This is a genomic window from Alteromonas sp. G5_S2_22_S1 (assembly GCF_054968525.1).
In genome coordinates, this window is record NZ_JBQKUJ010000011.1 from 136943 (window position 1) to 162399 (window position 25457).

Sequence of the window (25457 nt, forward strand, 5' to 3'; positions counted from 1 at the left end):
GTTTTACGGGGATATTTAACAAGGTGGTTAGCAATTGAGCGCTTGAACCGTCTAATTGCTAATTCTCGTTGCATTGTGAGTAAAATTGAGTAGACTTACTCGCTCTTTCGGTCGGTGTGTAGCGCAGCCTGGTAGCGCACTGTCATGGGGTGTCAGGGGTCGGAGGTTCAAATCCTCTCACACCGACCAACTTCTCTCTTCGAAGCGACACCCTAAAGCCTTATCTGGCGTACTCTACAGCATTTCTTAAAATCAATCTTCAAGACTGCACACAAACTTCACTTTCGGCTCAATGATAGTCAAATTTGTGAACGTTCACAATCTTGTTCACACTTGCTAAATACGTTCAGAGTATCAAGTAATCGTGAAGTTGCCCGATTGCTGACTTCGGGAGTTCCTTCAAATTTCTTCAGGTAGCTTTCGGTTGACAGTGTTGTCTTCTTTGATTTTGTCTTGAGTGATTAATAGACTTTGATGATAGTCCTGAGCTTCAGCATCAGTCAGAAAATCTACATCAGGCTTTAACTCCTCAAGCTTGCCCTTCAGTTCAGCTAAATCTACTCTGAAAAATTCCTTACGGTTGTTGACTAAGTTGAGTCGATGTTCATTGAAATGACGATGCAGTTCAGCTTCAAGTGCAGGCGCATCCTCGGAGTAAATAAGAGCATGGACGTCAAATGTGAATGGTACACTGGCATCCCCAAGCTCACGCACACGGTCTAGGGGCTCCAGCCTTCTGGTCATCCCAATTTTGAATACCCCATCACCAAATGAACCGATGTTACTGATGATATAGACGTAACCAGATTTGGTTTGTTGTGCCATCGATAGAGCCCGTTCTGATTTTGCTCTGGCCTCGTTTAGTTGTGCCTCAAGTTCTTCAAGTTCAGACTTTAAGCGCTCCAGCTCGTCACCAGTAGCTTTATTGGCTTTAGCATTGGCCTTAGCAACAAGCTCTTCGTATTTATGCTGTTCTCTTGCCGCTGCCTCTTGTTCCTTTATTAGCTGTTGTTCTTCTCTGAGTTGGCGCTTCGCTTCTGCTCGTTCTTCCTTCTCTTGTCTGAGCTTCTCAGCATATTCATAAGTTAGCCTGAGCTCTTGCAACTTGAGTTGGAAATAGGGTTCTGTGATTTGGATGTTGTTAGACTTATTGAGCTTGTCTATTGCATCTCTCGCTTTAGATAAGCGCTCTTCCATTCTGCGGATATTATTCCATCTTACGTTTGATACTGCTGCATCACATTCGTTATTGAAAGCTCTCAGCGTTAGTTTAAGTGCTCGGTTTGTCATCGTCTGACCTTCTCTGGCACTGTTATTAACTTTCCACTCAGTATGGCAAACGGCCGCTTGTTTGGCTTTCAGCATATCTTTCTGCTGCTCTCGCACAGCAGTGATTTCAGCTTTGAATCTATCTGACGTTCCAAAGTCGAAGTGAGGTTCATAGTACCCCAATGTAGACAACTCAATTTTTTCATCAAATACAGCCAGCTCTCTTTCAAGTTCATCAAATAGCTTTCGTTTAGTCGCATAAGACGCCCGAAGCGTCTGGATGTTTGATGTGATTGCTTCTGACTCGGCGTTAAGCTCCGTCACACGAGCTTCAATAGAGCTTATCGGTTGGTACTTCTCAAGCAGCTCTGTCGTTCTTTGCTTCGAGTCTTGAAGGTGAGATTTGACTTTGTTGAGCTCTGACTTTAGCTCGCGAGATTTTAATAGTGAAAACACTAGCAACGATATGACTGCGAAAATCAAAGCGTAGGTAATGATATGTCCATAATCACTTGGAAGAGCTTCAATCGAGCCCATAACTGTAATCCGTGTCTGCTAATCCTTCTGACAACATTATAACAAGTGCTCATTCAATACAAAATCAAGTCATTATTGGGAGTCCTTTCCCTTTGGTGTTATCAGGCTATAGATGCCTCCATCCCCGTATTTATTTCATACTGTTCGTGCATAGCTTGTCGTAACTGATGAGCTTTTGACTCAGGAACTATAAAGCTGTCATGAACAGGTATCACAGGAATAGCTTCTTGCGTTAATGAATCCATAACATCATTTGCAATCTTGCTATCGATATTTTGAAGTGTTTGCCAAGCATTGCGGTAAAGTAAGTCTGAAATAGCCTTATGTCTGGCTTCAAACATCCCTAGAAGGCTACCCGCCTTTTTAGCGTTGACTTTAAGATGGAAAGATACCGCTCTGACTGCTTGGTTTTTGCTGCTGGTACTGGTCGCAATCAAGGCTATCTTTTTAACTTTGTCTCTTGTTACTCCTTCGATGTCGTAGCAATCACTCGGAGCTTCTGCGCCTGATAAATGATACAGAAGGCGAGGGTGCATCGACTTGTAGTCAAGTTCAACACAAGGCTCTCCATTAATCGTAATGTTGCTTCTGACAACTTGAGGTAGGTTCTGCGCATCACAGTAAAACCTGCCACCAATGCACCATTGCCCTTTGAATATCCGTCTGCATGAGAGGTCAGACTGCGATAGTTGAATGGTTCTGTTGTCTTCAGATGTATATACCCAGTTGTAACTTGTGCGTACCTCATTATGTTCCATTATCGACTTTCTCATGCGAAGAGTGCTTGGTTCGTCGCTGTAGTTAACGTAATCATAAGGATTGTTGCGAAGAATGAGCGGGTCAATAGGAACAGAGATGTCAGTTACCTCAATTGCTTCCAGAAGGCGAGCTTGATTGATACAGGTCTCAGTCGGAAGAATAAGTGACGGAATGCCAGACGTGTAGTTCTCGCTTTTGAATCCTCGCTCAATCTTAATCAAGCCTAGCTGTTCTCCTTGCGCCAGCAAGGTGTTCATCGTGTCTCTGCTGTACGGCTCCCTACGAAATCTCTTCGGGATAGCTTTTAGGCGCTTACCTAGCGAGTATACGAAACCTGTATCGGTGCCTAAGTTCATCGCACAGGCAAGATTGACAGCTATACACTTAACCGCTTGGATGGTTGGCTTGGTAATACGTTGTCGCCCTTGTGTCAGCTGTTCGGTGAGCCAGTCGGTAAACTTTGAATCTACTCCCTTATGGGTTCTCAGTGGGAAGGTGAATATTGGGTTTGCATTTGGCGTATTGGACTTCCCCTTGAGGGTTTGTGTCCACTGGAAGTTTTCTTGCGGTGTAACCATAAGTTGGTTCATAAGTGTTCTCCTTGTCTTATTCCCCCCTATAGTGCTGCTGGTGGTCTCCTCGTCTGTCGCTAAGTCGTTCTCTAATGTCCATTTACCAATAACCAACCAAGTTATCATTACTGGTTAGCTAGTGAGTAAATACAATTGAGTGCGTCTGAATCGAATCTTCAAGGTGGCACAGTTTAAGAAGGGAAGTAAATTGAATGAAATGTAGCAACTACGTGTTAGTCGACTACTGTCTGCTTTAATTTGATAAAAACAGGGTATGAGAAACGGATAGACAAACTATTTCAGTTTCTATATGGCTTCTCCCTTATGTCAGGGAGTCGTGTATCCCTTGATTTTATTGGCTTTAGTGAATATTAGGTAAATCTAAAAAATCTGAAGAGCTTTAAGGTTGTTAGCTCTAGACAACTGATAAGCGAGAAGTGCGGATACAAAGCATCATTACAGATCGACAACGGCTTTCTATGAGCTTTTCTGGGTACAATTAATACGATTGCATTGGGTAAGTTAACTCGATCTGAGAAAGCTTTACAGAGCCTCAAACAGTTAAGCGTGAGACTCCGATGTGATAGTGCTGAAGATGTCTAACAGAGGAGTAGTAGACCACATGAATCCTTGGCTTTATAATTCGAATTTACTCGGTTTATTATTTTGCTTAATGAACTCATTGATTATCTTATGCACCGCTCCCTTACTACAGCTTAATTCTTCAGCAATCTTAGCCATGCTCAAGCCTTCCTCTCGTAGCTGGTGGACTCTCTCACGGTCTACAGACTTCTTACGCCCGAACTTAACGCCTTTCTCTTGCGCCTTAGCAATACCTTCCATCTGTCTTTCGTAACGTAGAGACAACTCGAACTCAGCTACAGCAGCAATCATGTGGAACATTAGCTTACCGTGTGGCGTTGTCGTGTCGATGCCTTGGTCAATCACAATGAGACCTACGCCTTTATCATCGAGTAACTTCGAGATGTTCGCTAGGTCAGCCACAGAACGACCTAAACGGTCTAACTTGGTCACAACAATGGCTTCACCTTCACGCACGTAATCAAGCATCTTCTCTAGCTCTGGGCGGTCTGCTGTCTTACCTGAGCGCTTCTCTTGGTAAATCTTAGCGCAGCCTTTCGCCTTCAATGCGTCTAGCTGTACGTCTAGCTTCTGACCCGTGGTTGATACTCGTGCGTAACCGATAAGTTGACCTGTCATGATTAAATCCATCCTGTTCAATAAAGTCTAAAGGTTAAGTGACCAATAAGATAATGAACGGTAAGTGAACGGTCAATAGGTAAGTTCAAAAAAGTTTACTTTGGTGGACGGTTACGAAACCTGATATTTCCGGTCTCGTAGTCAGTCCGCAAATTTCCGGAGTGAGGACATTGAGCCACCAGCAGAGCCTGTGCGTTGTCTTCGTGTTTGGTCAAGATGAACGTTGCGACTGGGTTGAAGATTGTCTTAGCGGTGTTCCTGTGGTGCGTAGAGGCACCCTATGGGGGGGAGTTGAGGCTTCATCATAGTCGATTTGGCCTCTCAGATTTTTGTATGTAGTGAAAACTTATCTTAATTCGTGATGTTCGATGAGCCAACACCTGAAGTAAGGCAACTGTTTAATCGACGTTTGTACCTTGTATTACCTTTGACTTGAGATAGTTAATGAAAGAGGCGCAGGAGACAAGAAAGAACTTGGCGTCTGAAGCGGTCAAGTTGGGCTCCTCTAGCATGGCATGCCTAATTCCACCCTCATCATTAGTGTAACCGTATATATTTGAAAATCCTTGTTTTAAAGCTGGATGCAATTTTTGGTCGCGCTCTAATTTACTGAGGGCAGCACCTAATGTTGCTTTAGGATTATCTGTAATTTCTTTTGCAATGCTCTCTACGGCTGAAATTGATTCTTTAATAGAATTGCGATAATCAGGGTTCCCTCTTCTAGACAAATGCTCTAGTGCGCTTTTCATGTGAACTTCAACGCCTTTGAACGGACTCTCCGATAATGCATACCGCAAGGACTCCAACTCTACTTCATCAGTGACTTGCACAAATTTTAAATTTATGACTCGAAACCCTGAAAGTTCTTTTTCGAGCACTGTATTCAAATTACTCACCAGCTCATTATTTATCCTTTCAGAGACTAGTGTCTTGAGCGCACTGAATAAAAACTCCAGCATGTCATATACTTGGTACCACAGGCAGCCAAAGAACTGCTTTCTGATATAAGCGAGAGTTGCGTGCGGGTTGTTCGGCATATTGTCTATGGGCATTTTGAAGTAGGCAAACCATAGCACCTTCCCCAAACTCATAATTTTTGGATGTCCACTATTTGAGCGCATAAATCCGACAGATGACCAGACATGTAAATCGAGTATATTCCACAGCGTATTTCTGAGTTCTGGTGTCATACCATCAGTTTGAAGTGCTGTCTCAACTGGGGTAATACCTATTCGCTGACTAAATTTCATCCTGTTATTAAACCTTCCATCGGATACAGTGGCTTGGTAGTTTCTGTGTGAGTAAAGAATTAGTCAAGTGCATAGCTTGATTGTAATTACGTTTCTAACTGAGCAATCTCAAGCAGTCAGCCTCGTGAATCCTCTCGACATACTGCCACAGTTCGTCCTTGTTCTTATACTTACTATACAAGTTATACGTCAAGGACAACTGCTTGTGTCCTGCTAGTTTCGTAGCGATGTCTTCAGGACTACCAATTTGTTCTAGTGCTGTCGCAAAGTGACCTCTAAACGAGAGTAAGCATGTCTTGTAGACTTTGACGACCTTGCATTATCTTCGTGTTTGTTCAAATGAACGTTACGACTGGTTTGAAGGTTGTATATCCGGTTTTCCGCAATGTGCAGAAACGCCCTAGGGGGAGTAGGGACTTCGTCACTGACGATTTGTCCTTTCAGAGTTTTGTAGTGAAAACTCTTTGCCGCACCCATTTAAATAACCGATGCAGTCCATTTTCTTTACGGCGAGGCTTGCCGTAGTCTTCAATTTTAAAAGTGCCACCGCCATAACCGATAAATTCGTCATGGGAATACTTGTAAGCATAAGGAGTTTTTATGCCTAGTTTCTTGCTTAATTCCTGTGGTGTGATGGGTTCACAAACCATATCGAATGGCTTCTTCTTTGATTTGGCTTTATTACGAATTGCATTAATAAACTTGAAGTCAATGGTTAGAAAGTAGGGAATATCATTCACTTCAGCTGTCCATAGATGAAAAGCATCTTGCAATTGTTCAGCAGTCAGGGCTTCAGCTATTTTTTTAAAGCGGTCTATATTTTTAATGGAATCTAGAGTCAATTTCGGTAAATAACTTTCAAACTCAGTTGACTGAAAAAGGTCTGGCGTCCACTTTAGGAGGCTTTCGAAAAAATCTACTTTATTTTCAGAACGAATTTGCTCCAGCAAATCTCCTTGGCGAAAGTGGCTTCTTGATATTGCGGGTTCTACAAACGTCACACTACTCTCGCTGAAAACGTTACCAATCTTTGAATCTACAGACCTGAACCAACTCTCAAAATTAAGCTCATCATAAGTAAAAAGCTTTATATGTTCATATTCAGAGAGCTGAGCAATAGTAGGAAACCAATCAATTTCATTTTGACGTCGAGCTTGTTTTTCCGGTAAAGGAGGTTTTCTTATATAACCCACGATAAACGAAGAGACTTCGGTTTGTTCTCTATCCTTATATGTAGTTAGCTTTGCTCCTTGAAGCATGTTCGCATCACTGAAAATACAGTTATCTACAAGTACTCTTGTTGTCATCAGGCTTCCTGTCTAAGTATTCTGTTCAGTTTACAATGCTCAATCTTGAGGGCAAGACATCTTGATAAGGTAGTACTCTTAGGTGGTACAATTAAGCTTCTCGTTTATTTTGTAAAAGTTATAATCGCTGTTAAAGTCTCGTAAAGAGGGTTTGCAGTAGCTAACGATTCAAAAAGTCCTTAAATTGTTGTAGCGAGCCAAAATGCACCTTACCCATGAACATTGTCGGTAGTTTGTATTTGCGTTGGTTTTTGCTCACCCAATTATTTCCTACAGTTATTTTAAGGTACTCGATTCCGTTGGAGCGCATGAGATACTGCAAGACGTTGCTTTTTCTACAAAGCTCATGTTCTTCATACAGAATAATAAGAGGCTCTAAATCATCCATGCCAACTCACTCATAAGGCTTTTAATAACCTTCGCCTTCAGGTGAGATTCGATCTCCAAACTATTAAGGACTGACAACACCACTCTGACGTGTTTACTTACTTCTGCGTCATCGGGTGTGAAGCGGTATTCATCAATTGCTTTTCCGACAATAGAATTAATAGTGTCACCGCTCTTGATTTTTAAGTTGCCGAGTTTATTTAGTTGTCCTTGGGTTAAGGAAACTCTCTTTTCTACTGTTTTACTCATTACACGCTCCAGTTATTCATCTGAATGGTAATTTATTGTAATAAAATCAGCAACTTAATGGTCGTTTGTGAGTAATGGTTAGTTGTGGTTATTTCCCAGAATGAGTGACAATGAATAGAACTTTGCCACTTTCACTACTCAGTCCATCAGAGAAACCACGTCCTTAACCCCAAGGTGTGTGTATCGCTCCAGCATCTCAGTTGAACGGTGCCCTGAAATAACTTTTAATTGGTTAACCGAAAGGCCTCTTTGAGCGTACTTAGTGATAGCTGAATGCCTCATTGAATGAAACGATAGTCCGGTTATTTCTAGGCGTTTACATGCTCGTCTAAAAGCCTTCGAGAGACTTTCTGCTGTAACGTTGTAGAGGATTTGATGATTATTACATGACACAAGCCTGTCTTTTAAAATCTGAGTTGCCTTTGCGTTTAACGGAACGTAGCGTGAATAGCCATTCTTGGCTTCAGGAACATAAAGTCTGTTTTGGTGAAACTCTATATGTTGCTTTTGTATCTTTACAATTTCTCCTCTACGCATAGCAGTCTCGTAAGAGAGTTCAGCAGCAGATGCAACTAATGGAGGTAAATCTTCAAGCAATAGCTTTAACTCTTTCTGTGTTACTACTCTGTCTCGTGGTTGGCATTCAGGAGGATATTTGAAGTCGTTGAAAGGAAATGGCCAATCTAACTCGAAGTGTTTAATGCCAAACTTAACGATGCGAGACAGCATCTGTAAGTCTAATCTCGCGGTACTGCTCTTTACTTCTTTGAGTCTCTGACGCTTAAATGCTTCGATTTCTGCTAGGGTAGGAGGCGACTTAAAGTTTTTCTTCAAGCATCGCACACGGTAACGCACAGAATCGCCCATGTGCTCAAGATATTTGTCGCAGACCTCGTGAAAAGACAATTCATTTGAGCCCATTAAGGCGAAACGTTCTGCTTCTTGTTGAGTTGGAAAAGTCTTAGAGATTCGCTTACCTTGCTCACGAATCTGTACGTTCCAGTTGCCTGATTTTAATTGACGGATAGTTGCCACTTCGTTCACTCCAAAATACTTAAAGGTTAATGGAAGTGAAATTCTTGAGCCCTTGCCAGTATTGACTTTGGGAGGTGCGCGTAGAGTTCGCAGCGTTATCGCGCGGGTGGGCATGGGGTGTCAGGGGTCGGAGGTTCAAATCCTCTCACACCGACCAACTTCTCTCTCTAAGAAGCGACACCCACGCACCTAATCTTCAATAAATCCAAAAATTGATTCTAAAACCAACTCAGCACTTTCAATCTGCGGGTAATGCCCAATATCAGTAACCTCAACCACGTCAGCGTTTGGAATAAGTGCTTTGTATCTGGCCATCATGTGTGCGCCAGAAATAGGATCTATCATGCCAGCAGTTAGTCGAACCGGAACGTCGGCATTTTGAAGTGCAACTACCCAATGCTCTCGGTATTGTTTTCTTTGTTTCATATAGCCCAAAAGCAACTACATGTATTGGTGGCCATAGGTCTGTCGTAAGCACGACATTTAAACTATGCCGCGCTTCTTGTTTTGGTTCAATCAACGCAAATGGTTTATAAAGTAAAATAGCACTAACTTTCAACAGGTATACAAACCGTCAACGTAGTTCCTTCCCCTGGGGCTGAGATTAAGTCAATTTCTCCGTTAAACTTCTGTCGAACAAGATTGTATAAAATATTCAAGCCTAAACCCGTGCCACCTTTATCGCGTGCAGTTGTATAAAACGGCTCGAACACTTTTGTATGAAGCTCTTCAGGAATGCCTTTTCCATTGTCTTGAACGCTTATTACAACACCTTTGTCATTTTGGCTACAGCTTACAGCAACTTTGTTTATATCGTTGTCTACTGACGGACCAAAGGCGTGACGCTGCGCGTTCGATATTAAGTTCGTTAATAGCTGGGCAATAATGCCCGGACAAGTGGTAATTACTAATTTGGGCGTGACGTCTATAGAAAGCTCGATTTGCTCCTTGCGAAGCATGGGTTTTAATGGATTACAAACCCGTGGAATATATTCATCCAGCGCAATTTCCTCAATTTCCAGCGAGGTTTGATCGGCAGAGGTTCGCTTAAAGTCTTGAACTAAGTGCGCGGCCCGCACCAGGCTTGTTTCCGCTAGAGTTAATCCTTCAGAGCATATTGCTTCAAAATCTTTAAAGCCTTGTTCAGTCAATTCATCATTTTCAAAGTCTCGATAAATGTCTTTTAGCTCTTCTTTGCAGTTACTGACAGAGGTGAGTGCGATACCTAAAGGTGTGTTAACTTCGTGAGCGATGCCAGCTACAAGGTTACCTAAGGCGGCCATTTTTTCTGACTCGATAAGTTTTTCTTGGGCGGCCTCGAGCTCTGCTGTGCGATCTTTTACTTTTTGTTCTAACGTTTGATTCGCTTCGAGTAGTTGCGCTTCATAATCAGCGCGTTCATTAGCGCTTACCGCGCGGCCATATAAGTCGGCCAAAGAGGCGGCAAATACCATCTCATCAGCCTCCCAGTGTCGCGCTTCACCTTGATGCTCACAGCAAATTATTCCTATCATTTTACCTCTGTGTCGAATAGGAACATCAAGCATTGAGCTAATATTTAAAGGGCCGAGGTAGACGTCAGCAAACTCAAACGTGGCAACATCTGTTAGCGCGTTGTGAGCGGCTATGGTTCTCCCTGAATCTAGGGCTTCGAAATAGTGTGGGAAATCTTTACGGGTGAGCACCAAGCTTTCGCTATCTAGGTCGTTCCCTTTATCGATTAATAAGGTACACTGAACAAGTGTTTGCAGTTGGTCGTATAGCCAAATACCTGCTCGCGTAATTTTCAACCCTTCGCAGACCGAGTTGATAATAAGCCGTGACGCAACATTCAATTCACCTTTATCAATATCTTCGCTTTGGCTAACACGTAGTAAAATTAACTCTAATGCTTCTTTCATTCATCTTCGTCCGGTTCTAGCGCGCGTATTTCTAGTATTCTGTCGAAATGTTCAAGCATGATATGGGTAATTAGTGGGTCAAACTGTTTGCCTGCGTTTTCCTCAAGGTAAGCTTTTACGTCTTCCTCGCTCCAGGCGGGCTTGTAACAGCGCTTAGATAGTAGGGCGTCAACCACATCAACAATGGCCATAATTCGGCCCTCAATGGGAATATCATCGCCCGATAAACCTTCGGGATAGCCATTGCCGTCCCATCGTTCGTGGTGAGTCTTGGCAATGATGGCCCCCATTTTTGCAACAATGCGATCCGAGTCGGCAAGCAAATCATAGCCTTTTTGCGCATGGGTTTTCATAATCTCCCATTCTTCTGGGTCAAGCTTGCCCGGCTTGTGCAAAATGGTTTCAGGAATACTGATTTTACCCACGTCGTGAAGCGCCGCTGAGTATCGAATGGTGTCAATAAACTCTCTACTCATGTGGAGTTTTTCTGACAAAAACTCAGTCATTAAAATAACCCGCCTAACGTGGCCGCCGGTTTCTTTGCTTCGCATTTCAATGGCGTCGCTAAGCACCATGATTAGCTCTTTCTGGGTTTGCTGGATATCTTCTTTTTGTGTGAGATTTTGAAAAATGATAGCCACGTTAGATGCAAACATTTCCAAGGTTTTGCGTTGAAGGGCGTCTAACGGTTCATTAAGCTTCACATACAAAATGTTGTGGCTGTCTTCCCCTGTAGGGTAATAACCAATAAAACGGTCTTTCGTTTGAAGGTGCGTTTTGCTTAACAGAACTTGGTTGACTTCATCAGCAATGCTTTCTGGAATTTGCTTTGAGATGCCGGGCTCACACAGCCCAATTAAATCGCCACTGGCCCCTAACACCGTCATAGTGGTATCACCATAGAGGTCAGTGTGCTGGGTAGACAGGTAGAGCACTGAATTATTTAAATTTAAAAGGGTCAGCGTTTGTTTAAGCACCGCTGTCCCAAATTGGGCCAAAGACTGGCTGGCCAATACAGATGAAGAGGATTTAAGCACGTCCTCCATTCCACGTTTACCTTGCTCTATGGTCTGGATATCACGATAAGAGCGAATGGCGGTGTAAACACAGGATTTCAGTTTTAAAGAAGAAAGCTCAGTCTTTGCTTTGTAATCATTAATATCGTACCGACGGATAACATCTTCTTCTGGGGCTTGGCCGGGCTGACCAGTTCGTAATATAAGGCGGCTAACATGGTTATTAAGCTCGTTTCGAATGGCGTCTACCAGTTTTAACCCAGCATCGTCGGTTTCCATCACTACATCTACAAACGCCAGCGCGATGTCGGGGTGTGCTTTGAAGAGGGCTAAACCTTCTTCTCCACTGTGGGCAGATAAAAACTCTACGCCACGCTTTTCAAAAGTAAATTTGCGCAGCGTTAACTTGGTAATTTCATGTATTCCCTCTTCATCGTCGATAATCGCTATTTTCCAAGGGGCTAGACGCGGAGCGGATTGTTCAGTTTTTGATTTCTTAAATAGGGACATACGTAAACAACAAGGCTTATTTTTAGTTTAAACGTATGCTACGAATGCGATTATCGCAAATTGCCAAAGCCCGATTTAATCGAAAGTTTAACTTTTCTCTGTCGTCCGAGAGCGTTAATCGAGGGAAGCAAATAGAATGTCGAAGACAGTTGTAGATTCTTCAATGCGTTAAAAAGGGAAAGCCACCTTAATTTGAGTTGTTGAATATACATCTATAAAAACAAACAATCTTAATAAGGTGCTGACGCTATTGAACACTCAAGTCCTACTGTTTACTCTATTTTAACAATTTGGCTTGAAAAACATAGGGTTTAAGGACGTTCATGAATTTTGCGGAATTTGCAGCATCGAGAAAAAGTGTACGAGGGTTCACAAAACAGCCCGTTACAAAAGAAACGGTAGACGCAATTATCAACGCCGCAAAGTGGGCGCCGTCATCTTACAACACACAAACATGGAAAATTCATGCGGTAACTGGCGATGTCCTCGATAGAATTCGCGAAGGCAACACCAAAAATACGCTTGAAGGTAAGCCGCACGTTCGTGACTTTCCTTATAAGGAAGACTACGAAGGTATTCATCGTCAGCGCCAAATTGATGTGGCTATTCAATTGTTCGACGTGATGGGAATATCGCGTGAAGACAAAGAAAAGCGTATGGATTGGATGATGCGAGGCTTCAGGCAGTTTGATGCACCCGTTTCGCTGGTTCTCACATATGATAGGTCTCTAGAGCCCGCTGGAATAACCCAATTTGGCCTAGGGTCACTAGCGTATGGCATTGTTCTAGCAGCGTGGGATTTAGGGTTAGGTTGTGTGATAAACGGTCAGGGTATCATGCAGTCTGAAGTGGTACACCAGTGCGCTAACATTCCAGATGATGAAGCCATTATGATTTGTATTGCTTTAGGCTATCCCGACCCTGATTTTCCTGCTAATGACGTGCGCTCTACCCGCGCCGATAACGAAGAGTTTGTAACTTATCATGGCTTTTAAATAGGCAGTAAAAGCAACGCTCCAATATCACTAGCCGGCGTAGCCTAATAACTTTTTACCGCTGGTTAGTGGGGGATTGCGCTTCAATTAGCCTTTCAATTTGTTCCGCTGGTACAGGCTTACTCCAATAGTATCCTTGACCAATGTCACAGCCCATTTCAGTAATCTTTTTTAGCGCAGCTTCATTCTCAATACCCTCTGCCACGGTTGCCATACCTAAACTTTCAGCGATACTTATTATTGCTGTGACTAAGGGCACATCTTTTTCGTCAAAGCCCAATGTATTGATAAAAATACGATCTATTTTTAATTTTTGGGCACTGAATGTACGAAGGTAATTAAGATTGGAATACCCAGTACCAAAATCATCAATTGCGAACGTAACGCCAAGGCTTTTTATTTGCTCAAGCTGTTGAATAACATTGCCATTGTCGTCGGCCAAAATAGATTCTGTTAGCTCAAGCTCTAAATGTTCTGGAGCTAGCTGGGAAGTTTCTAACGCACCCTTTACGATTTGTGGCAGATTACCGTCTTTGAACTGTGCAAATGATAAATTCACCGCAATGGATAACTCGCTATTACCATTTTGTTGTTGCTTAGCGCAAAACATACAGGCTTGGTTTAAAACCCATGCACCTAGCGTGTCTATGAGACCGCTGCTTTCAGCTAGCGGGATAAATCTATCGGGGAAGATCATAGAGCCATCTTCTTGAGGCCAGCGCAGCAAGGCTTCAAGTGCACATATGTTACCCGTCTTTAAATCGATGAGGGGCTGGTAATACACCGCTAACGCATTTGCTTGAACTGCAGGGCGCAATCGTTGAATTAGCGAAAACTTTTCATCACTTTCTTCGTCAAAACGCACATCGTAAAACTCAAAGCGATTTCTGCCATTGCGTTTAGCCTCATACATGGCGATATCGGCCTTTCGGCATAACTGCTTAAACTTGACGCCATCGTAAGGCGCTTGCGCTACGCCTATAGAGCCCGATACAACGATTTTTGTTTGTAGTACTTCAAATTCCGACGAACACCATTGAATTAAGTTCTGACACAAATTTTCAATTTGAGAGCGCGTCTTTATCTGTGCCGCGAGAACAATAAATTCGTCACCACCAAACCGAATAAGGCATTCGTTCGCTGACAGGTTGTCGGTAATAGTTTGAGATATTTTTTGTAAAAAACGGTCTCCGGCGGCATGGCCTAATGCGTCGTTGACGGGCTTAAAATTATCTAAATCGATAAACAATACCGCAAGCTGCAAACCACTTTCTTCGCTCTCGCGCAGTTTTTCGTTAAACAAACGTTCCCCCATAACCCTATTTGGTAAATTGGTTAGTGGGTCGTGGTGCGCAAGGTGTTGAATATGGGCTCTATTCTGCTCGACTTTTGTGTACTCCCGCTGCAGCGAAGCCATTAGCCGTCGTATATCCTGAACTAAAACAAATACGCTAAAGCCCGTTACAACAAAGATAACGATGACGAAAAGCAGATGAGACCACGAGAGTACAGGAGGATGGGGGGCCACTACACCGTGCATAATTAGCCAAGTAAGCCCGATACATTGCAGCAGGACCAGCGAGAGAACTGTGCCAAATAGCGCTACGCCGCCTAACAATGCCGCAAAAATAATTACGCCAGGGTAGCCAAGCATGGCTATATCAAACACGCCGGCTCCCGTTGCTGAAAGCGCGAACAACATTGATGACATGGCGCTTAGAAGAAGGTAACTGCTGGTGGCCACATAACGCTTGTAAGCGAGAACTGCACTAAGTAATAAAGATAATATACCCACAAGAAAGATGTCGAAGGTTATCCCTCTCGCTGCAAGTAGTGACGCAAATAGCCCACAGCCGGTTACAACGCTTATCTGAATAACACGTTGTCTGCGAATTGAGAGTAGATCAGTGATATTCACTGTGGAGGGGAATAAGTTAATAACCTGCATTCTTCCATTTGTAAACTAGGCTCTAACCAACTGTAATCGTAACTTACAAAAAAGCAAGTGTCGAAGCAGGCTGGGGGCGACAGCAGGGCAATTAAAAACACCTAAGTGCAAGGTTAAAAAAAAGACAGCAAAGCTCGTAGGCTTTGCTGTCTTAACGAGGTGCGTAGTTTCACACGCTACTACAACTTAACTCGTTATTTAGGCGGCTAGTGTTAGGATTTCACGGGCTTTTACCAGGTCAATGTCGCCGTGTTCACCAAGGGCAGTCAAACCATTGCGCTCTAGATTTTCAACAAGCCCATCAATGGCAGACTTTTCAATGTCGTAGTCTGATAGACGAGTTTTAATCTGCATAGATTCGAAGAAGTCCTGTACGGCTTTTATGGTTAGGTCGATAGCTTTGTCTTTGTCATCTTCTTTAATACCAAATACGCGCTCACCTAACTGCAAGATTTTTTCTTGTTTCTTGTCGCGCTGCACGAACATCAGTGAAGGCAAGACAATTGCTAGGGTTACCGCGTGATCAAGACCATGCAGCGCAGTAAGTTCGTGACCAATCATGTGCGTGCCCCAATCTTGTGGTACGCCCTTGCCAATTAGCCCGTTAAGCGCCATTGTGGCTGACCACATGACGTTTGCACGTACATCGTAATCTTCTGGCGTAGCCAGCGCTTTAGGCCCTTCCTGAACCAGTGTTTGTAAAATACCTTCAGCAAAACGGTCCTGAAGCGGCGCATTCACAGGGTATGTAAGGTACTGCTCAATTACGTGAACGAAGGCATCAACCACACCGTTCGATACCTGGCGCGGTGGCAGTGAATACGTGAATTCTGGGTCAAGAACCGCAAAAACAGGTTGTACTGTTTCTGAAGAAAAAGCGCGTTTTTGCGAGGTTTCTTTACGGTTTACTACTGAATTGCCGTTGCTCTCTGAGCCCGTTGCAGGAAGTGTTAATACTGCGCCCACTGGTAATGGGTTTTCAAATGCCGCGCCTTTTATCAATATGTCCCACGGATCGCCTTCAAAATTTACCGCCGCGGCAATGAATTTAGCGCCGTCAATAACGCTACCGCCGCCAACCGCTAAGATAAAGTTTACGTCGTTTTCGCGAGCAACCTGAACCGCTTTCATAAGGGTTTCGAACTCAGGATTGGGCTCAACGCCTTGAAACTCTATAACGTCGGCACCTTCCAGTGCGGTATTAACTTTGTCGTAAATACCATTCTTTTTTATAGAGCCACCGCCGTATAAAAACAGAACTTTTGCTTTTGCCGGCAGGCGCAAAGACACTTCACTAAGCTGGCCTTTGCCGAATAAAATTTCGGTTTGATTTTTAAATGTAAAATTAAGCATATGTTGCCTGTCCTTAATTATTTAGCGAATTTCGCTGTGTATAGAATTTGATGGCATCTTAGAGTGATTGGCTTAAATGCAGAAGTCAGATAAATTAGTATGAGTCATCAAAAATCTGATGGGTAATGAGTAATGTCTTATTTAACTCAGCTTAAAACCTTCGTAGAAGTATATCGAAGTGGGAATATTACACGTGCTGCATCGCGCCTGCATATGTCACAGCCGGCAGTGACATCACACATCCAAGCCATGGAGAATATTGTTGGCAAAGAGCTTTTTGTGAGAAAAGCGCGGGGAGTGGAGCCTACACCAATTGCCGACGATTTAGCCCTTCAGGTGGCCAGTCATATTGATACGTTAGAGCAAAAAGTAGCGTCTATACGCAGTAGAGCATCCACCGACCACGGCACATTACATCTCGCCGGGCCGGCAGAATATCTAAGTTCGGTAGCGGGGCCAGCGCTCGCTAACCTACTACAGGCCGATAAGGTGAACTTAGTTATTCATACAGGCAATAAAAAAAACACCTATGCGTTACTGGAAAATGATGTTGCCGAACTTGCTATCACCGCATCAGAACCGACGGATGCAATGTATGAATACCAAATGTTAGATAAAGAGCGTTTAATTCTGGTTATGAATCGAGTTCAAGGAAAACTTCTCAAAGATGAAGAAATAACCGCAGCGCTATTAAATCAGCATAAACTTGTAACCTACGACGAGCAACTTCCACTGATTCGCCGTTATTTTTCAGAGGTTTTTAACGCGCCATGCGAGTCGCCGGTTGCTGCTGTATGCCCAGATATTCGTGCAATAAGCAGCATTGTAAAAGCCGGTATTGGTTACTCAGTGTTACCAGACTATCTGTGTAAAGAAGGGATAGCGAAAGGCGAGTTAACACCGCTTGGTAAAAGCGGGCCTGAAAATGAAATTTATCTTGTGTGGAAGAAAGGGGCGTTAGGCAATCCTAGGGTAGATTTTGCTAAAGACGTGATTATGGCATTTGCCAACATCAATCATTTCGCTAACTACCCCGATTGAATAAGCAGAATCGAAGCGACGCGAATAAATAATGTGGCGTCGCTTTTACTGCAAATGTGAAACTACCTAAAATGTACCCACTACTTTGACGTTACTGTCCACTTTACTTTCGTCAATAAAGCCGATGGTATTTGGGTTAGTAGCAACAAGGTTAAGCATTTCGTCTTCGGTCGCTATCATCTCTGGTGGTGTACCCCTACCCGTAAAAACAAGCTTTGACCAAAATGCAGAGTATTGAGACTCAGATTTACCCAGTACATTATTATTGAATGCGTTTCTTGTGTTATTGCCTTGTTCAAATGTAAGCGGAATAGCACGGCTGCCGTCAGGAAACGCTTTTACCTTACCTAAATAGATTTTCTTTACCGTATCGATGTCTATTCCAGAATTATTGTTAGCGTTAACAATTACTGCGGTACCGGCATAGAGTGGGGCTGACAACAAAAAACACAGGGCTGCAATTATCTTCATTGATATTACCTTCATTCGCTACTCGACAACGGATGCTGTGTTGAGGAGTCGTTGTTACACTAGGGCGGACTACCCAATATAGAGTATAACCAAGATTAGTAATTTGTCGCACTTCGACAAAAGATGAAATTTAAAAATGGAGCAACTAAGTTAGCTATGGCAAAACCTAACCCAAAAGGTCCCGTAAGAACCGTACAAATTTATTGCGCTAAGTGTAAGTTTCAGTTGTTTAAGTATCGTAAAGGCGGCAAAGGGGCCTTAGTTAAATGTTTCAAAGAGCGCATTGTTGAGGATTACACCAAAAAAGAGGGTATTTGCCCGTCCTGCAAAGGGCAGTTTGCTAGAAACGCAATGATTCGGGGCGCGCAGGCATTTAAAATCGTGGGTGGGAAAGTTCACATGAAGTAGTTGTAGACGTTAATAGGCTGTCAAATTCTCAATTTTTCATGAAATTATAAACGATTGGATAATTTGCCTTAATGTCAAAATAGCCTAAATTCAATAAAGGCAATTTTGCGTGTAATACTGGCTTTTTATTAGGTCGTTGGATTTAGTGCTACTCAAAGGAGTGAAGAGTTTTAAACCTTGTTAAACTGAGAACATACATGTCTATTCAAAGAAAGTTTTTATTTTCTATCTCTGCTGTCATTGCTTTGCTCGCGTTAATAGTCGCTACGGCGACGGTCATAACAAGGTCGTCAACTATATCTGATCAGGTCCAAGAACAAAAATCCAATACTGCGGATAGGCTGGTAAATATTCTCACGATCACCGATGCCATAATGCTGGAGCGTGTAAAAAGCAGTATGTCGCTGCTTAAACTGCGCGCAGACGCGCTTGGCGTGCCAAATCAAGGTGACTATGTAAGTGTGAAGAATACACAGGCGCGCCAGGTGCGATTAGGTTCGGCCCCTCAGGCCAACTCTTTCGATTTAGTGGATAGCTTAACCGAGGTTATGGGCGGCACGGCTACCATTTTCAGTAAGACTGGTGACGATTATATTCGCATTAGCACTAACGTGATAAAAAATGGCGAACGTGCCATAGGCACAAAGTTAGCGCCAAATGGCAAAGCCATTAAGAAAATAAACCAACAACAGGCTTACTACGGTGCAGTCGATATACTTGGCAGTCCCTATCTTACCGGTTATGAGCCCATGTTTAATGACGCCGGCGAGGTTATTGGTATTTGGTACGTCGGGTATTCCGCCGATTTGCAGGTGCTCGAGCAAGCAATAAAGCAAAGTCACGTATTAAAAGAGGGGTTTGTAGCGCTACGCGATGCCAAGGGCAATATTCGAATGCATTCATCCCACGTGGATAGTAAAGAAGTTGCTAATGCGCTAGCGAACAATGACAACTGGATGGTGACGGAGGTTCCTTTTTCTCCATGGGGCTATGACATCATTCTCACGGCTTCTACCGCGGAAAAATCTGCAATGGTAAGAAATGCCGTTCTTAGCGTGGTTTTTAAGATAGTACTAGCCAGTGCTGGTGTGCTTATTACCATTTGGCTTTTAGTGAAATATATTGTCGGACGGCCTCTAGATGAGTTTATTGGTGTAGTGAATAACCTTTCTTCAGGCGAAGGAGATTTAACCTTTCGTTTTCAAGCCTCCCGGAGTGATGAATTTGGCATCATGGCCCGCGCATTTAATGGCCTTTTAAGTCAACTGCAAGACACGCTACAAAGTGTCGATGTGGCCACTGACCATATGTTGGCCAAGTCAGAAGCTCTCAATATTACCGCCATGCGTTCACAAGAGTCTGTCTCTCAGCTTAGTCAGGAATCTGACTCAATAGACAATGCTATTTCGTTAATGCAAGAAAACGCAAGAACCGTGTCTTCGACAATACGCAGTTCAAGTGAAGCTGCGCACGCGGCCGATCAAGATACAAGAAGTAGCGTGAGCGTGTTGGCTGAAACCATTAATGATATTCAATCGCAAGCGAATGATGTAGACGCTTCTGTGCAGGTGATAGCCGAGTTAGCGCAGGCAAGCGAAGAAATTAGCGGTGTAATGGAAGTAATTAGAAATATTGCCGAACAAACGAATCTTCTCGCGTTAAACGCTGCGATAGAAGCCGCACGGGCGGGTGAGCAGGGAAGGGGGTTTGCGGTCGTGGCCGATGAAGTACGCTCTTTGGCCAGTAGAACGCAATCCTCGACCGAAGAAATTCGTATTATGATCGAACGGTTACAGCAGGGCAGCCGTGTGGCCTCTGAAAAAATGCAGCAAAACAAAGAAACAGCGTTTAAAACCGTGGAAACGACTAAAAACGCCGGTGATTCGTTAAAGCAAGCGCTAGACGCGGTCGCGCGCATTACCGCACTTAACCAAGATGCCTCGACGATGGCAGAAGGCCAAACCTCGGTGGCTGATGATGTAAACAAAGGGTTAAATAGTATTCAGCTTGTAGGCAACGCGAATAGTGATTACGCAAAAGAAGTGGTTGATAACTGTGACGCCCTAGTTCAGCAAATAAAAGAAATGCAAATGCAGCTGCGCCGTTATCACTTTTAAGTGATAGCGCAGCAATGTATGGGGCGGAAACTTGCGTCTCAAAAAATCGTTGGGAGCTTCTTACATTCTGAGCATTAAAATAAAGGTATGGTAAAGGCAGCCTCGTCTTAACTATTTAATAAATAACGCCAAAAAGAGCGCCTGATGTGCGCTCTTTTTTTGTGCATAAAACGGTAATATGCACCACGATAAACCATTTAAATGTTTCAATTTTGAAACATTTTAGATATGTGACAAATCAACTTCCCCTGTACCAAGGTTCAGTAGAGTTAATAAACAAGTAAACTTATTTTAAACGCTTAAGTTTATGAATTTATTGAAGTGTGACGTTTATATTATTATTTTCGTTAACTGCTTGCTGTGTATACGTATGTATATGAATTTATACCTTCCTTATACAAAAAGCGGAAAGCAAAATGATTAATGAGGGTAACACACAAAAGTACACGCTGAGAAAATCAGCAAAAGTGGTTAATGCACTATTAGCCGGGGCATTATCCTTGGGCGTAATATCGCTAAACGCAGGTGCAGATACGCTATGGCAAGAAGATTTCGAAGCCAGTGAGCTGCAAGGCAAGGGCGCCACTGGCCCCATCGAAATAGGAACTAATGTCACTATTGAAGATGTCAGTCGCTGGTCAATTGATGTTTCCACGGGTGAATTAACGGCAACGTCAGACTGGTTTCGCGTAGCAAATGGCGCAATGCAAGCGCGTGATGTTGATGGCGAAGTGGTGTGGCAAAGTGAGTCTATAGACATAACTGGTCAGGGTGACATTATTATCGACGCTTTGTTATCTAAAAGCGGTACCATGGAGGAGGCTGACTATATTGACGTTTTCTATTCCATCGACGGTGGGGCGTTTGAACTTATTGCGCCTATTGCTGGTAGTGCCCACACAGTAAAAGACGATTTTGAGAACGGCAACGTTTCGGCTGCTATTGGCAGCGGGAACAGCCTTGTTCTTAAAGTTGCTATGGCAAACAACGCAGGAACCGAGTATCTCAACCTTGAAAGCATTTCAGTTAGCTCGTCTGGGGCGACAGACGGCGGCGATACACCTGACGAGGGCGGTGAACCTTCAGGCGAACTGCTTTTCTTAAGCGGCACCTGTTTTAACTGTCCAGATCTAGAAGCGATTAATTTAGCGAGCGACTTTGTTGCTTCAGACTATTACGCCACGCTCGATACGGCCATTGCCAATGGTGAAAGTGCACAAACATTAAAAGAAACAACGCACACAATCATTGAAAATGGCCATCGTACGCTATCGTATTCAGAGGTGTGGACCGCGTTAACTTACACTGATGAAGACCCTTCAAATACTGAAAACGTCATTTTGTTTTACAAGGGCATATCGCAAGATAAATTTACTAACGGAAGCGGTAGTCAAAGTACTAACCAAGACAATTGGAACCGCGAGCATGTTTGGGCGAAAAGTCATGGCTTCTCAAGCACAAGTTTAACGGCTTATAGCGACATCCTGCACCTACGTCCTACTGACATTTCAGTTAACAGCTCACGCGGGAATCTAGATTTTGACTTCAGCGATAACGAACTTAATGAAGCGCCAGCAAACCGCGTAGACAGTGATTCGTTTGAACCACGTGACGCGGTAAAAGGTGACGTTGCGCGCTCTATGCTTTACATGGATGTGCGATACGATGGCAATACCGCGGGTGATACGGAAGAAGACTTAGTCTTGCTGAATCGCTTAACCACTACTGACGAAGCGGCCTTCGGCAAGCTTTGTGTTTTGCTTCAGTGGCATGAAAGCGACCCAGTAGATGAATTCGAACGTCGCCGTAATGAACGCGTTTATGAATTCCAAGGTAATCGAAACCCGTTTATTGACAAGCCGGAACTGGCCTCGCTTATCTTCAACGAAAGCTGCGATGGCACAGGCGGAGACTCGGGCGGTGACACAGGTGGTGATACCGGTGGTGATACCGGTGGTGACACAGGTGGTGATACCGGTGGTGACACAGGTGGCGATACAGGAGGCGACACAGCACCATCAACCAATAGCGTTTACATTTCAGAGTATATTGAGGGTGGTAGCTTTAACAAAGCGATAGAGCTTTTCAATAGTTCTACTCAGCCTGTAAGCCTATCTGGCTATGAGTTGGTACTACTTTCAAACGGCGATACCGCCGATGCAGACCGTAAAGTTTTAGCGCTAGAAGGCGAAATTCCTGCAGGTGGTGTGGCAACATTTGCTCATGCAGATGCCGATGCCTTACTGACAAGTGGTTCTACCCTTAGCAGCTTCGTAATAAATTTTAACGGCGACGATTACGTTGAGTTGGTATACAACGGCCAAGTGGTAGATGCACTAGGTACTTACGGCGTTAGGACTAATTGGGGTAAAGACGTCACGTTAGTGCGTAAGAGTTCCGTGACAGGCGGAAACGCTAACCGAAACCCTGCTTTTACTACTGATGAGTGGGATAGCTTTCCTAAGGATACGCTAAGTAATTTTGGCTCCCATAACGGTTCAGTAAGTGAACCTACTGACCCAACCGACCCGACAGACCCGACAGACCCAACCTACCCAACCGACCCAACGGATCCCACTCCTGAAGTGGTACTCATCAGCGCAATTCAAGGCGACGGCGAGGAGTCGGCACTTATTGGCAGTGATGTCATTGTTGAAGCGGTCGTCACAAAAGTGGTGCCTGATATGAGCGGGTTTTTCGTTCAGGAAGAAGCAGCTGATTCGGATGACAATACATCAACATCTGAGGGTGTGTTTGTTTACGCAGGTTCATTTAGCCTACCTGTAGCGGGCGATGCGGTGCGTTTACAAGGTACAGTAGGTGAGCGCTTTGGTGTAACTCAAATCGCTTTATCTGCGGATGTAGAGGTTACGGGGTCTGGTAGCAGCGTGCTTTACACGTCAGTTGCTATGCCGTTTAGCCCGGGTACTGATTTAGAAGCACTAGAGGGCATGCATATTAGTTTTGAGCAAACGCTCAAAGTCTCTGATATCTACAATCTTGGTCGCTACGGTCAGTTCAACGTGTCGTCTCAGCGCTTAATGATTCCTACTAACCAGTTTGTAGCAGGTTCACAAGAAGCGTTGGCGCTAGCTGAAGCCAATGCACGAAACACCTTATTGGTTGATGACGGAAAAACATCACAGAATTTGGATGATATTCCTTTCCCTGTTGGCGGATTATCGCATAACAACCCACTGCGTTTGGGAGACAGTGTTGAGGCCTTAGAAGGTGTATTACATTATGCCTTTGGTGCTTACAACCTCATCCCTGTTGGTGATATTCAAACCGTGCGCACTAATCCACGAATTGCTGCACCACAGCTAAATGCTATCGGTGATGTAAAAGTGGCTAGCTTTAATGTGCTCAATTACTTCAATGGCCCTGAGTTCCCGACCCCTCGCGGCGCAGATTCAGTTGCCGAGTTCGAACGTCAGAAAGTGAAAACCATTGCTGCTATTGTAGCGATGAATGCCGATGTACTTGGCCTTGTTGAAATTGAAAACGATGGCTATAGCAGTGAATCGGCGATTGCGACATTAGTTGACAGCGTTAACGCTGAACTAGGCAGCGATGAGTACAGCTATGTTGCATTAGAGTCTCAACTAGGCGGAGATGAAATAGCTGTAGGCATTATCTATAAGCCAGCGGTAGTTTCACTTCAGGGTAACCCTGTTACTTCATCTAACGCACCGTTTGACTATGGTAACCGTCAGCCTTTACTACAAAGCTTTAGTGTGAACAGCAATGGCGAAGACTTTACCTTAGCGATAAACCACTTCAAGTCGAAAGGAAGCTGTGGCAGTGCTACGGGTAACAATGCCGATTTAGGTGACGGCCAAGGCTGCTGGAACGAACTGCGTACTCAAGCAGCACAAGGCATTATTTCACTTGTTGAGCAAAACAGCGATATTTTGTCTGACCGCGTTATCGTAATGGGTGATTTAAATGCCTATGCGAAGGAAGAGCCTATCCTTGCGCTTGAAGAGGCTGGCTACAGTAACTTAGTTAACTTCTTTGATGGCGATAGTGCTTATTCGTATAGCTTCGGCGGCGAAATGGGATATCTCGACCACGCTTTATCAAGTCCATCGTTAACTGAATATGTGGTAGACGCAACGGTATGGCACATCAATGCCGATGAACCTCGCGTGTTCGACTATAACGTTGAATTCAAATCAGAAACTCAGCTTTCTAGCTATTATGGCGCGGATGCTTATCGCTCGTCAGATCATGACCCGGTAGTGGTTGTGCTTAACTTCCCAGAAGAAGTGACAGTAGGAGACTTTGATGGTGATAACGATGTCGATTACAACGATATCATGGCCTTCTATCAACTGTTTTTACAAGGGCAAGCGACGGCTGAAAGCTACGATTTTAACGGCGACGGCCAAATCAGCTTCTTCGATATTCAAGCATTAATGGCGATGTGTACACGCGCTAACTGTGCAATTTAATTTTAGGAAAATAACAATGAAAAAATTCTTTTTACTAATAATGGCTGTCGCTACTTTCAACGCAAACGCAGCACTAATTTCGATTACAACAGATAAAGACACTTATAGCGTTGGCGAAACAATAATGGCCACGGTAAGTGCAACTGAGTTGATCGACGATAACGCCGTTCAGACTTACTTTTATGGCTATAACGCACTTTTTAATTTCGATAGTACACTTTTAAGCCTTGATGTTTCGTCTATCTTTGACTTAGGCGCATTAGGTAATCAGCCAGTTGTAGGTACTAATGGAAGCACCGAAAGTACTTTAAGTATTATCTCAATTGAATCATTTCTTGCCGCGATAGTTCCTTTATTTGAAGGTGCTGAATTTGCGCAAAATGGTAAAAGTACTGTCGAACTGTTTTCGTTCAATTTACTAGCGCTTAATGCTGGCATTGTAGAGTTATCACCTGTAAGTTCGGTGATAACCAATAACGGCGGGGTTGCTTTACCAAACGTTTCAACTGAGAGCACAAGCTTTGAAATCGCCCAAGTACCTGCACCAGGTACCTTTGCGCTATCTCTTTTAGCTCTAGGCGGTATGGTTTTCGCACGCAAACGTGCAAAGCAGTAAACCTTAAATACTTAAAAGCTAAGCCCAGCCAAGTGCTG

At 43.7% G+C, this 25457-nt stretch carries 19 protein-coding genes and 1 tRNA gene; 7 read left to right on the top strand and 13 right to left on the bottom strand.

Annotated features, from left to right (window positions below; genetic code table 11):
- The first annotated feature begins 112 nt into the window (after positions 1-112).
- Positions 113-189 (top strand) — tRNA-Pro (locus ACTRWF_RS13090).
- A 210-nt stretch (positions 190-399) separates the two neighbouring features.
- On the opposite strand, the gene ACTRWF_RS13095 is transcribed toward ACTRWF_RS13090, so the two are convergent.
- The 10 genes from ACTRWF_RS13095 to ACTRWF_RS13140 form a co-directional block, all read right to left on the bottom strand.
- Positions 400-1806, bottom strand: coding sequence for an SNIPE associated domain-containing protein (locus ACTRWF_RS13095; protein WP_023559752.1), 1407 nt, complete (start codon positions 1804-1806; stop codon positions 400-402).
- A gap of 101 nt (positions 1807-1907) precedes the next feature.
- Positions 1908-3155 (bottom strand): hypothetical protein, encoded by a 1248-nt coding sequence (locus ACTRWF_RS13100; RefSeq protein ID WP_250245376.1) that lies wholly within the window; start codon positions 3153-3155, stop codon positions 1908-1910.
- Between the two features lie 618 nt (positions 3156-3773).
- On the bottom strand, positions 3774-4358 hold the full coding sequence (locus ACTRWF_RS13105) for a recombinase family protein (protein ID WP_012518830.1): 585 nt from the start codon (positions 4356-4358) through the stop codon (positions 3774-3776).
- 398 nt (positions 4359-4756) lie between these two features.
- The gene (locus ACTRWF_RS13110) at positions 4757-5608 is read right to left on the bottom strand and encodes an AbiJ-NTD4 domain-containing protein (RefSeq protein ID WP_012518829.1); all 852 of its coding nucleotides are present in this window, start codon (positions 5606-5608) and stop codon (positions 4757-4759) included.
- Between the two features lie 440 nt (positions 5609-6048).
- Positions 6049-6915 (bottom strand): hypothetical protein, encoded by an 867-nt coding sequence (locus ACTRWF_RS13115; protein WP_012518828.1) that lies wholly within the window; start codon positions 6913-6915, stop codon positions 6049-6051.
- A gap of 375 nt (positions 6916-7290) precedes the next feature.
- Positions 7291-7551: a hypothetical protein gene (locus ACTRWF_RS13120; RefSeq protein ID WP_012518826.1), complete on the bottom strand. Its 261-nt coding sequence runs from the start codon at positions 7549-7551 to the stop codon at positions 7291-7293.
- Between the two features lie 138 nt (positions 7552-7689).
- A complete protein-coding gene (locus ACTRWF_RS13125; RefSeq protein ID WP_012518825.1) occupies positions 7690-8586 on the bottom strand; it encodes a tyrosine-type recombinase/integrase in 897 nt (298 codons plus the stop codon).
- Positions 8587-8775: 189 nt separating this feature from the next.
- Positions 8776-9012: an alpha/beta fold hydrolase gene (locus ACTRWF_RS13130; RefSeq protein ID WP_012518824.1), complete on the bottom strand. Its 237-nt coding sequence runs from the start codon at positions 9010-9012 to the stop codon at positions 8776-8778.
- Positions 9013-9134: 122 nt separating this feature from the next.
- Positions 9135-10487: a GAF domain-containing sensor histidine kinase gene (locus ACTRWF_RS13135; protein ID WP_012518823.1), complete on the bottom strand. Its 1353-nt coding sequence runs from the start codon at positions 10485-10487 to the stop codon at positions 9135-9137.
- Entirely contained in the window at positions 10484-12013 is a 1530-nt protein-coding gene (locus ACTRWF_RS13140; protein WP_462835676.1) for a DUF3369 domain-containing protein, read from the bottom strand. The genes ACTRWF_RS13135 and ACTRWF_RS13140 overlap by 4 nt, the downstream gene beginning before the upstream one ends.
- Positions 12014-12336: 323 nt before the next feature.
- Here ACTRWF_RS13140 and ACTRWF_RS13145 point away from each other — a divergent pair, with 323 nt between their 5' ends.
- Positions 12337-13008, top strand: coding sequence for a nitroreductase (locus tag ACTRWF_RS13145; RefSeq protein ID WP_012518821.1), 672 nt, complete (start codon positions 12337-12339; stop codon positions 13006-13008).
- A gap of 55 nt (positions 13009-13063) precedes the next feature.
- On the opposite strand, the gene ACTRWF_RS13150 is transcribed toward ACTRWF_RS13145, so the two are convergent.
- The gene (locus tag ACTRWF_RS13150; protein WP_462835677.1) at positions 13064-14956 is read right to left on the bottom strand and encodes an EAL domain-containing protein; all 1893 of its coding nucleotides are present in this window, start codon (positions 14954-14956) and stop codon (positions 13064-13066) included.
- Positions 14957-15154: 198 nt separating this feature from the next.
- On the bottom strand, positions 15155-16309 hold the full coding sequence (locus ACTRWF_RS13155) for an iron-containing alcohol dehydrogenase (protein WP_012518819.1): 1155 nt from the start codon (positions 16307-16309) through the stop codon (positions 15155-15157).
- 132 nt (positions 16310-16441) lie between these two features.
- On the opposite strand from ACTRWF_RS13155, the gene ACTRWF_RS13160 reads away from it, so the two are divergent.
- Positions 16442-17350 carry a LysR substrate-binding domain-containing protein gene (locus ACTRWF_RS13160; RefSeq protein ID WP_462835678.1) on the top strand — a complete coding sequence of 303 codons (909 nt, stop codon included), beginning with the start codon at positions 16442-16444 and terminating at the stop codon, positions 17348-17350.
- A gap of 66 nt (positions 17351-17416) precedes the next feature.
- Here the strand turns inward: ACTRWF_RS13160 and ACTRWF_RS13165 are convergent, their stop codons facing one another.
- Positions 17417-17821 (bottom strand): type 2 periplasmic-binding domain-containing protein, encoded by a 405-nt coding sequence (locus ACTRWF_RS13165; RefSeq protein WP_012518817.1) that lies wholly within the window; start codon positions 17819-17821, stop codon positions 17417-17419.
- A gap of 156 nt (positions 17822-17977) precedes the next feature.
- Here ACTRWF_RS13165 and ACTRWF_RS13170 point away from each other — a divergent pair, with 156 nt between their 5' ends.
- From ACTRWF_RS13170 to ACTRWF_RS13185, 4 genes are all read left to right on the top strand, one after another.
- Positions 17978-18229 (top strand): hypothetical protein, encoded by a 252-nt coding sequence (locus ACTRWF_RS13170; RefSeq protein WP_462835679.1) that lies wholly within the window; start codon positions 17978-17980, stop codon positions 18227-18229.
- A gap of 197 nt (positions 18230-18426) precedes the next feature.
- On the top strand, positions 18427-20346 hold the full coding sequence (locus tag ACTRWF_RS13175) for a Cache 3/Cache 2 fusion domain-containing protein (protein WP_462835680.1): 1920 nt from the start codon (positions 18427-18429) through the stop codon (positions 20344-20346).
- A gap of 416 nt (positions 20347-20762) precedes the next feature.
- Complete coding sequence (locus ACTRWF_RS13180; protein ID WP_462835681.1) at positions 20763-24803, top strand: ExeM/NucH family extracellular endonuclease; 4041 nt, start codon at positions 20763-20765, stop codon at positions 24801-24803.
- Positions 24804-24819: 16 nt separating this feature from the next.
- Positions 24820-25419, top strand: a complete 600-nt coding sequence (locus ACTRWF_RS13185; RefSeq protein ID WP_012518813.1) for a PEP-CTERM sorting domain-containing protein — start codon at positions 24820-24822, stop codon at positions 25417-25419.
- Positions 25420-25457: the final 38 nt, after the last annotated feature.

Excerpts from the sequence above, each read along its gene's own strand:
- ACTRWF_RS13095 (WP_023559752.1), bottom strand. The coding sequence starts at position 1,806 with ATGGGCTCGATTGAAGCTCTTCCAAGTGATTATGGACATATCATTACC.
- ACTRWF_RS13100 (WP_250245376.1), bottom strand. The coding sequence starts at position 3,155 with ATGAACCAACTTATGGTTACACCGCAAGAAAACTTCCAGTGGACACAA.
- ACTRWF_RS13105 (WP_012518830.1), bottom strand. The coding sequence starts at position 4,358 with ATGACAGGTCAACTTATCGGTTACGCACGAGTATCAACCACGGGTCAG.
- ACTRWF_RS13110 (WP_012518829.1), bottom strand. The coding sequence starts at position 5,608 with ATGAAATTTAGTCAGCGAATAGGTATTACCCCAGTTGAGACAGCACTT.
- ACTRWF_RS13115 (WP_012518828.1), bottom strand. The coding sequence starts at position 6,915 with ATGACAACAAGAGTACTTGTAGATAACTGTATTTTCAGTGATGCGAAC.
- ACTRWF_RS13120 (WP_012518826.1), bottom strand. The coding sequence starts at position 7,551 with ATGAGTAAAACAGTAGAAAAGAGAGTTTCCTTAACCCAAGGACAACTA.
- ACTRWF_RS13130 (WP_012518824.1), bottom strand. The coding sequence starts at position 9,012 with ATGAAACAAAGAAAACAATACCGAGAGCATTGGGTAGTTGCACTTCAA.
- ACTRWF_RS13135 (WP_012518823.1), bottom strand. The coding sequence starts at position 10,487 with ATGAAAGAAGCATTAGAGTTAATTTTACTACGTGTTAGCCAAAGCGAA.
- ACTRWF_RS13140 (WP_462835676.1), bottom strand. The coding sequence starts at position 12,013 with ATGTCCCTATTTAAGAAATCAAAAACTGAACAATCCGCTCCGCGTCTA.
- ACTRWF_RS13145 (WP_012518821.1), top strand. The coding sequence starts at position 12,337 with ATGAATTTTGCGGAATTTGCAGCATCGAGAAAAAGTGTACGAGGGTTC.
- ACTRWF_RS13150 (WP_462835677.1), bottom strand. The coding sequence starts at position 14,956 with ATGCAGGTTATTAACTTATTCCCCTCCACAGTGAATATCACTGATCTA.
- ACTRWF_RS13155 (WP_012518819.1), bottom strand. The coding sequence starts at position 16,309 with ATGCTTAATTTTACATTTAAAAATCAAACCGAAATTTTATTCGGCAAA.
- ACTRWF_RS13160 (WP_462835678.1), top strand. The coding sequence starts at position 16,442 with ATGTCTTATTTAACTCAGCTTAAAACCTTCGTAGAAGTATATCGAAGT.
- ACTRWF_RS13165 (WP_012518817.1), bottom strand. The coding sequence starts at position 17,821 with ATGAAGATAATTGCAGCCCTGTGTTTTTTGTTGTCAGCCCCACTCTAT.
- ACTRWF_RS13170 (WP_462835679.1), top strand. The coding sequence starts at position 17,978 with ATGGCAAAACCTAACCCAAAAGGTCCCGTAAGAACCGTACAAATTTAT.
- ACTRWF_RS13175 (WP_462835680.1), top strand. The coding sequence starts at position 18,427 with ATGTCTATTCAAAGAAAGTTTTTATTTTCTATCTCTGCTGTCATTGCT.
- ACTRWF_RS13180 (WP_462835681.1), top strand. The coding sequence starts at position 20,763 with ATGATTAATGAGGGTAACACACAAAAGTACACGCTGAGAAAATCAGCA.
- ACTRWF_RS13185 (WP_012518813.1), top strand. The coding sequence starts at position 24,820 with ATGAAAAAATTCTTTTTACTAATAATGGCTGTCGCTACTTTCAACGCA.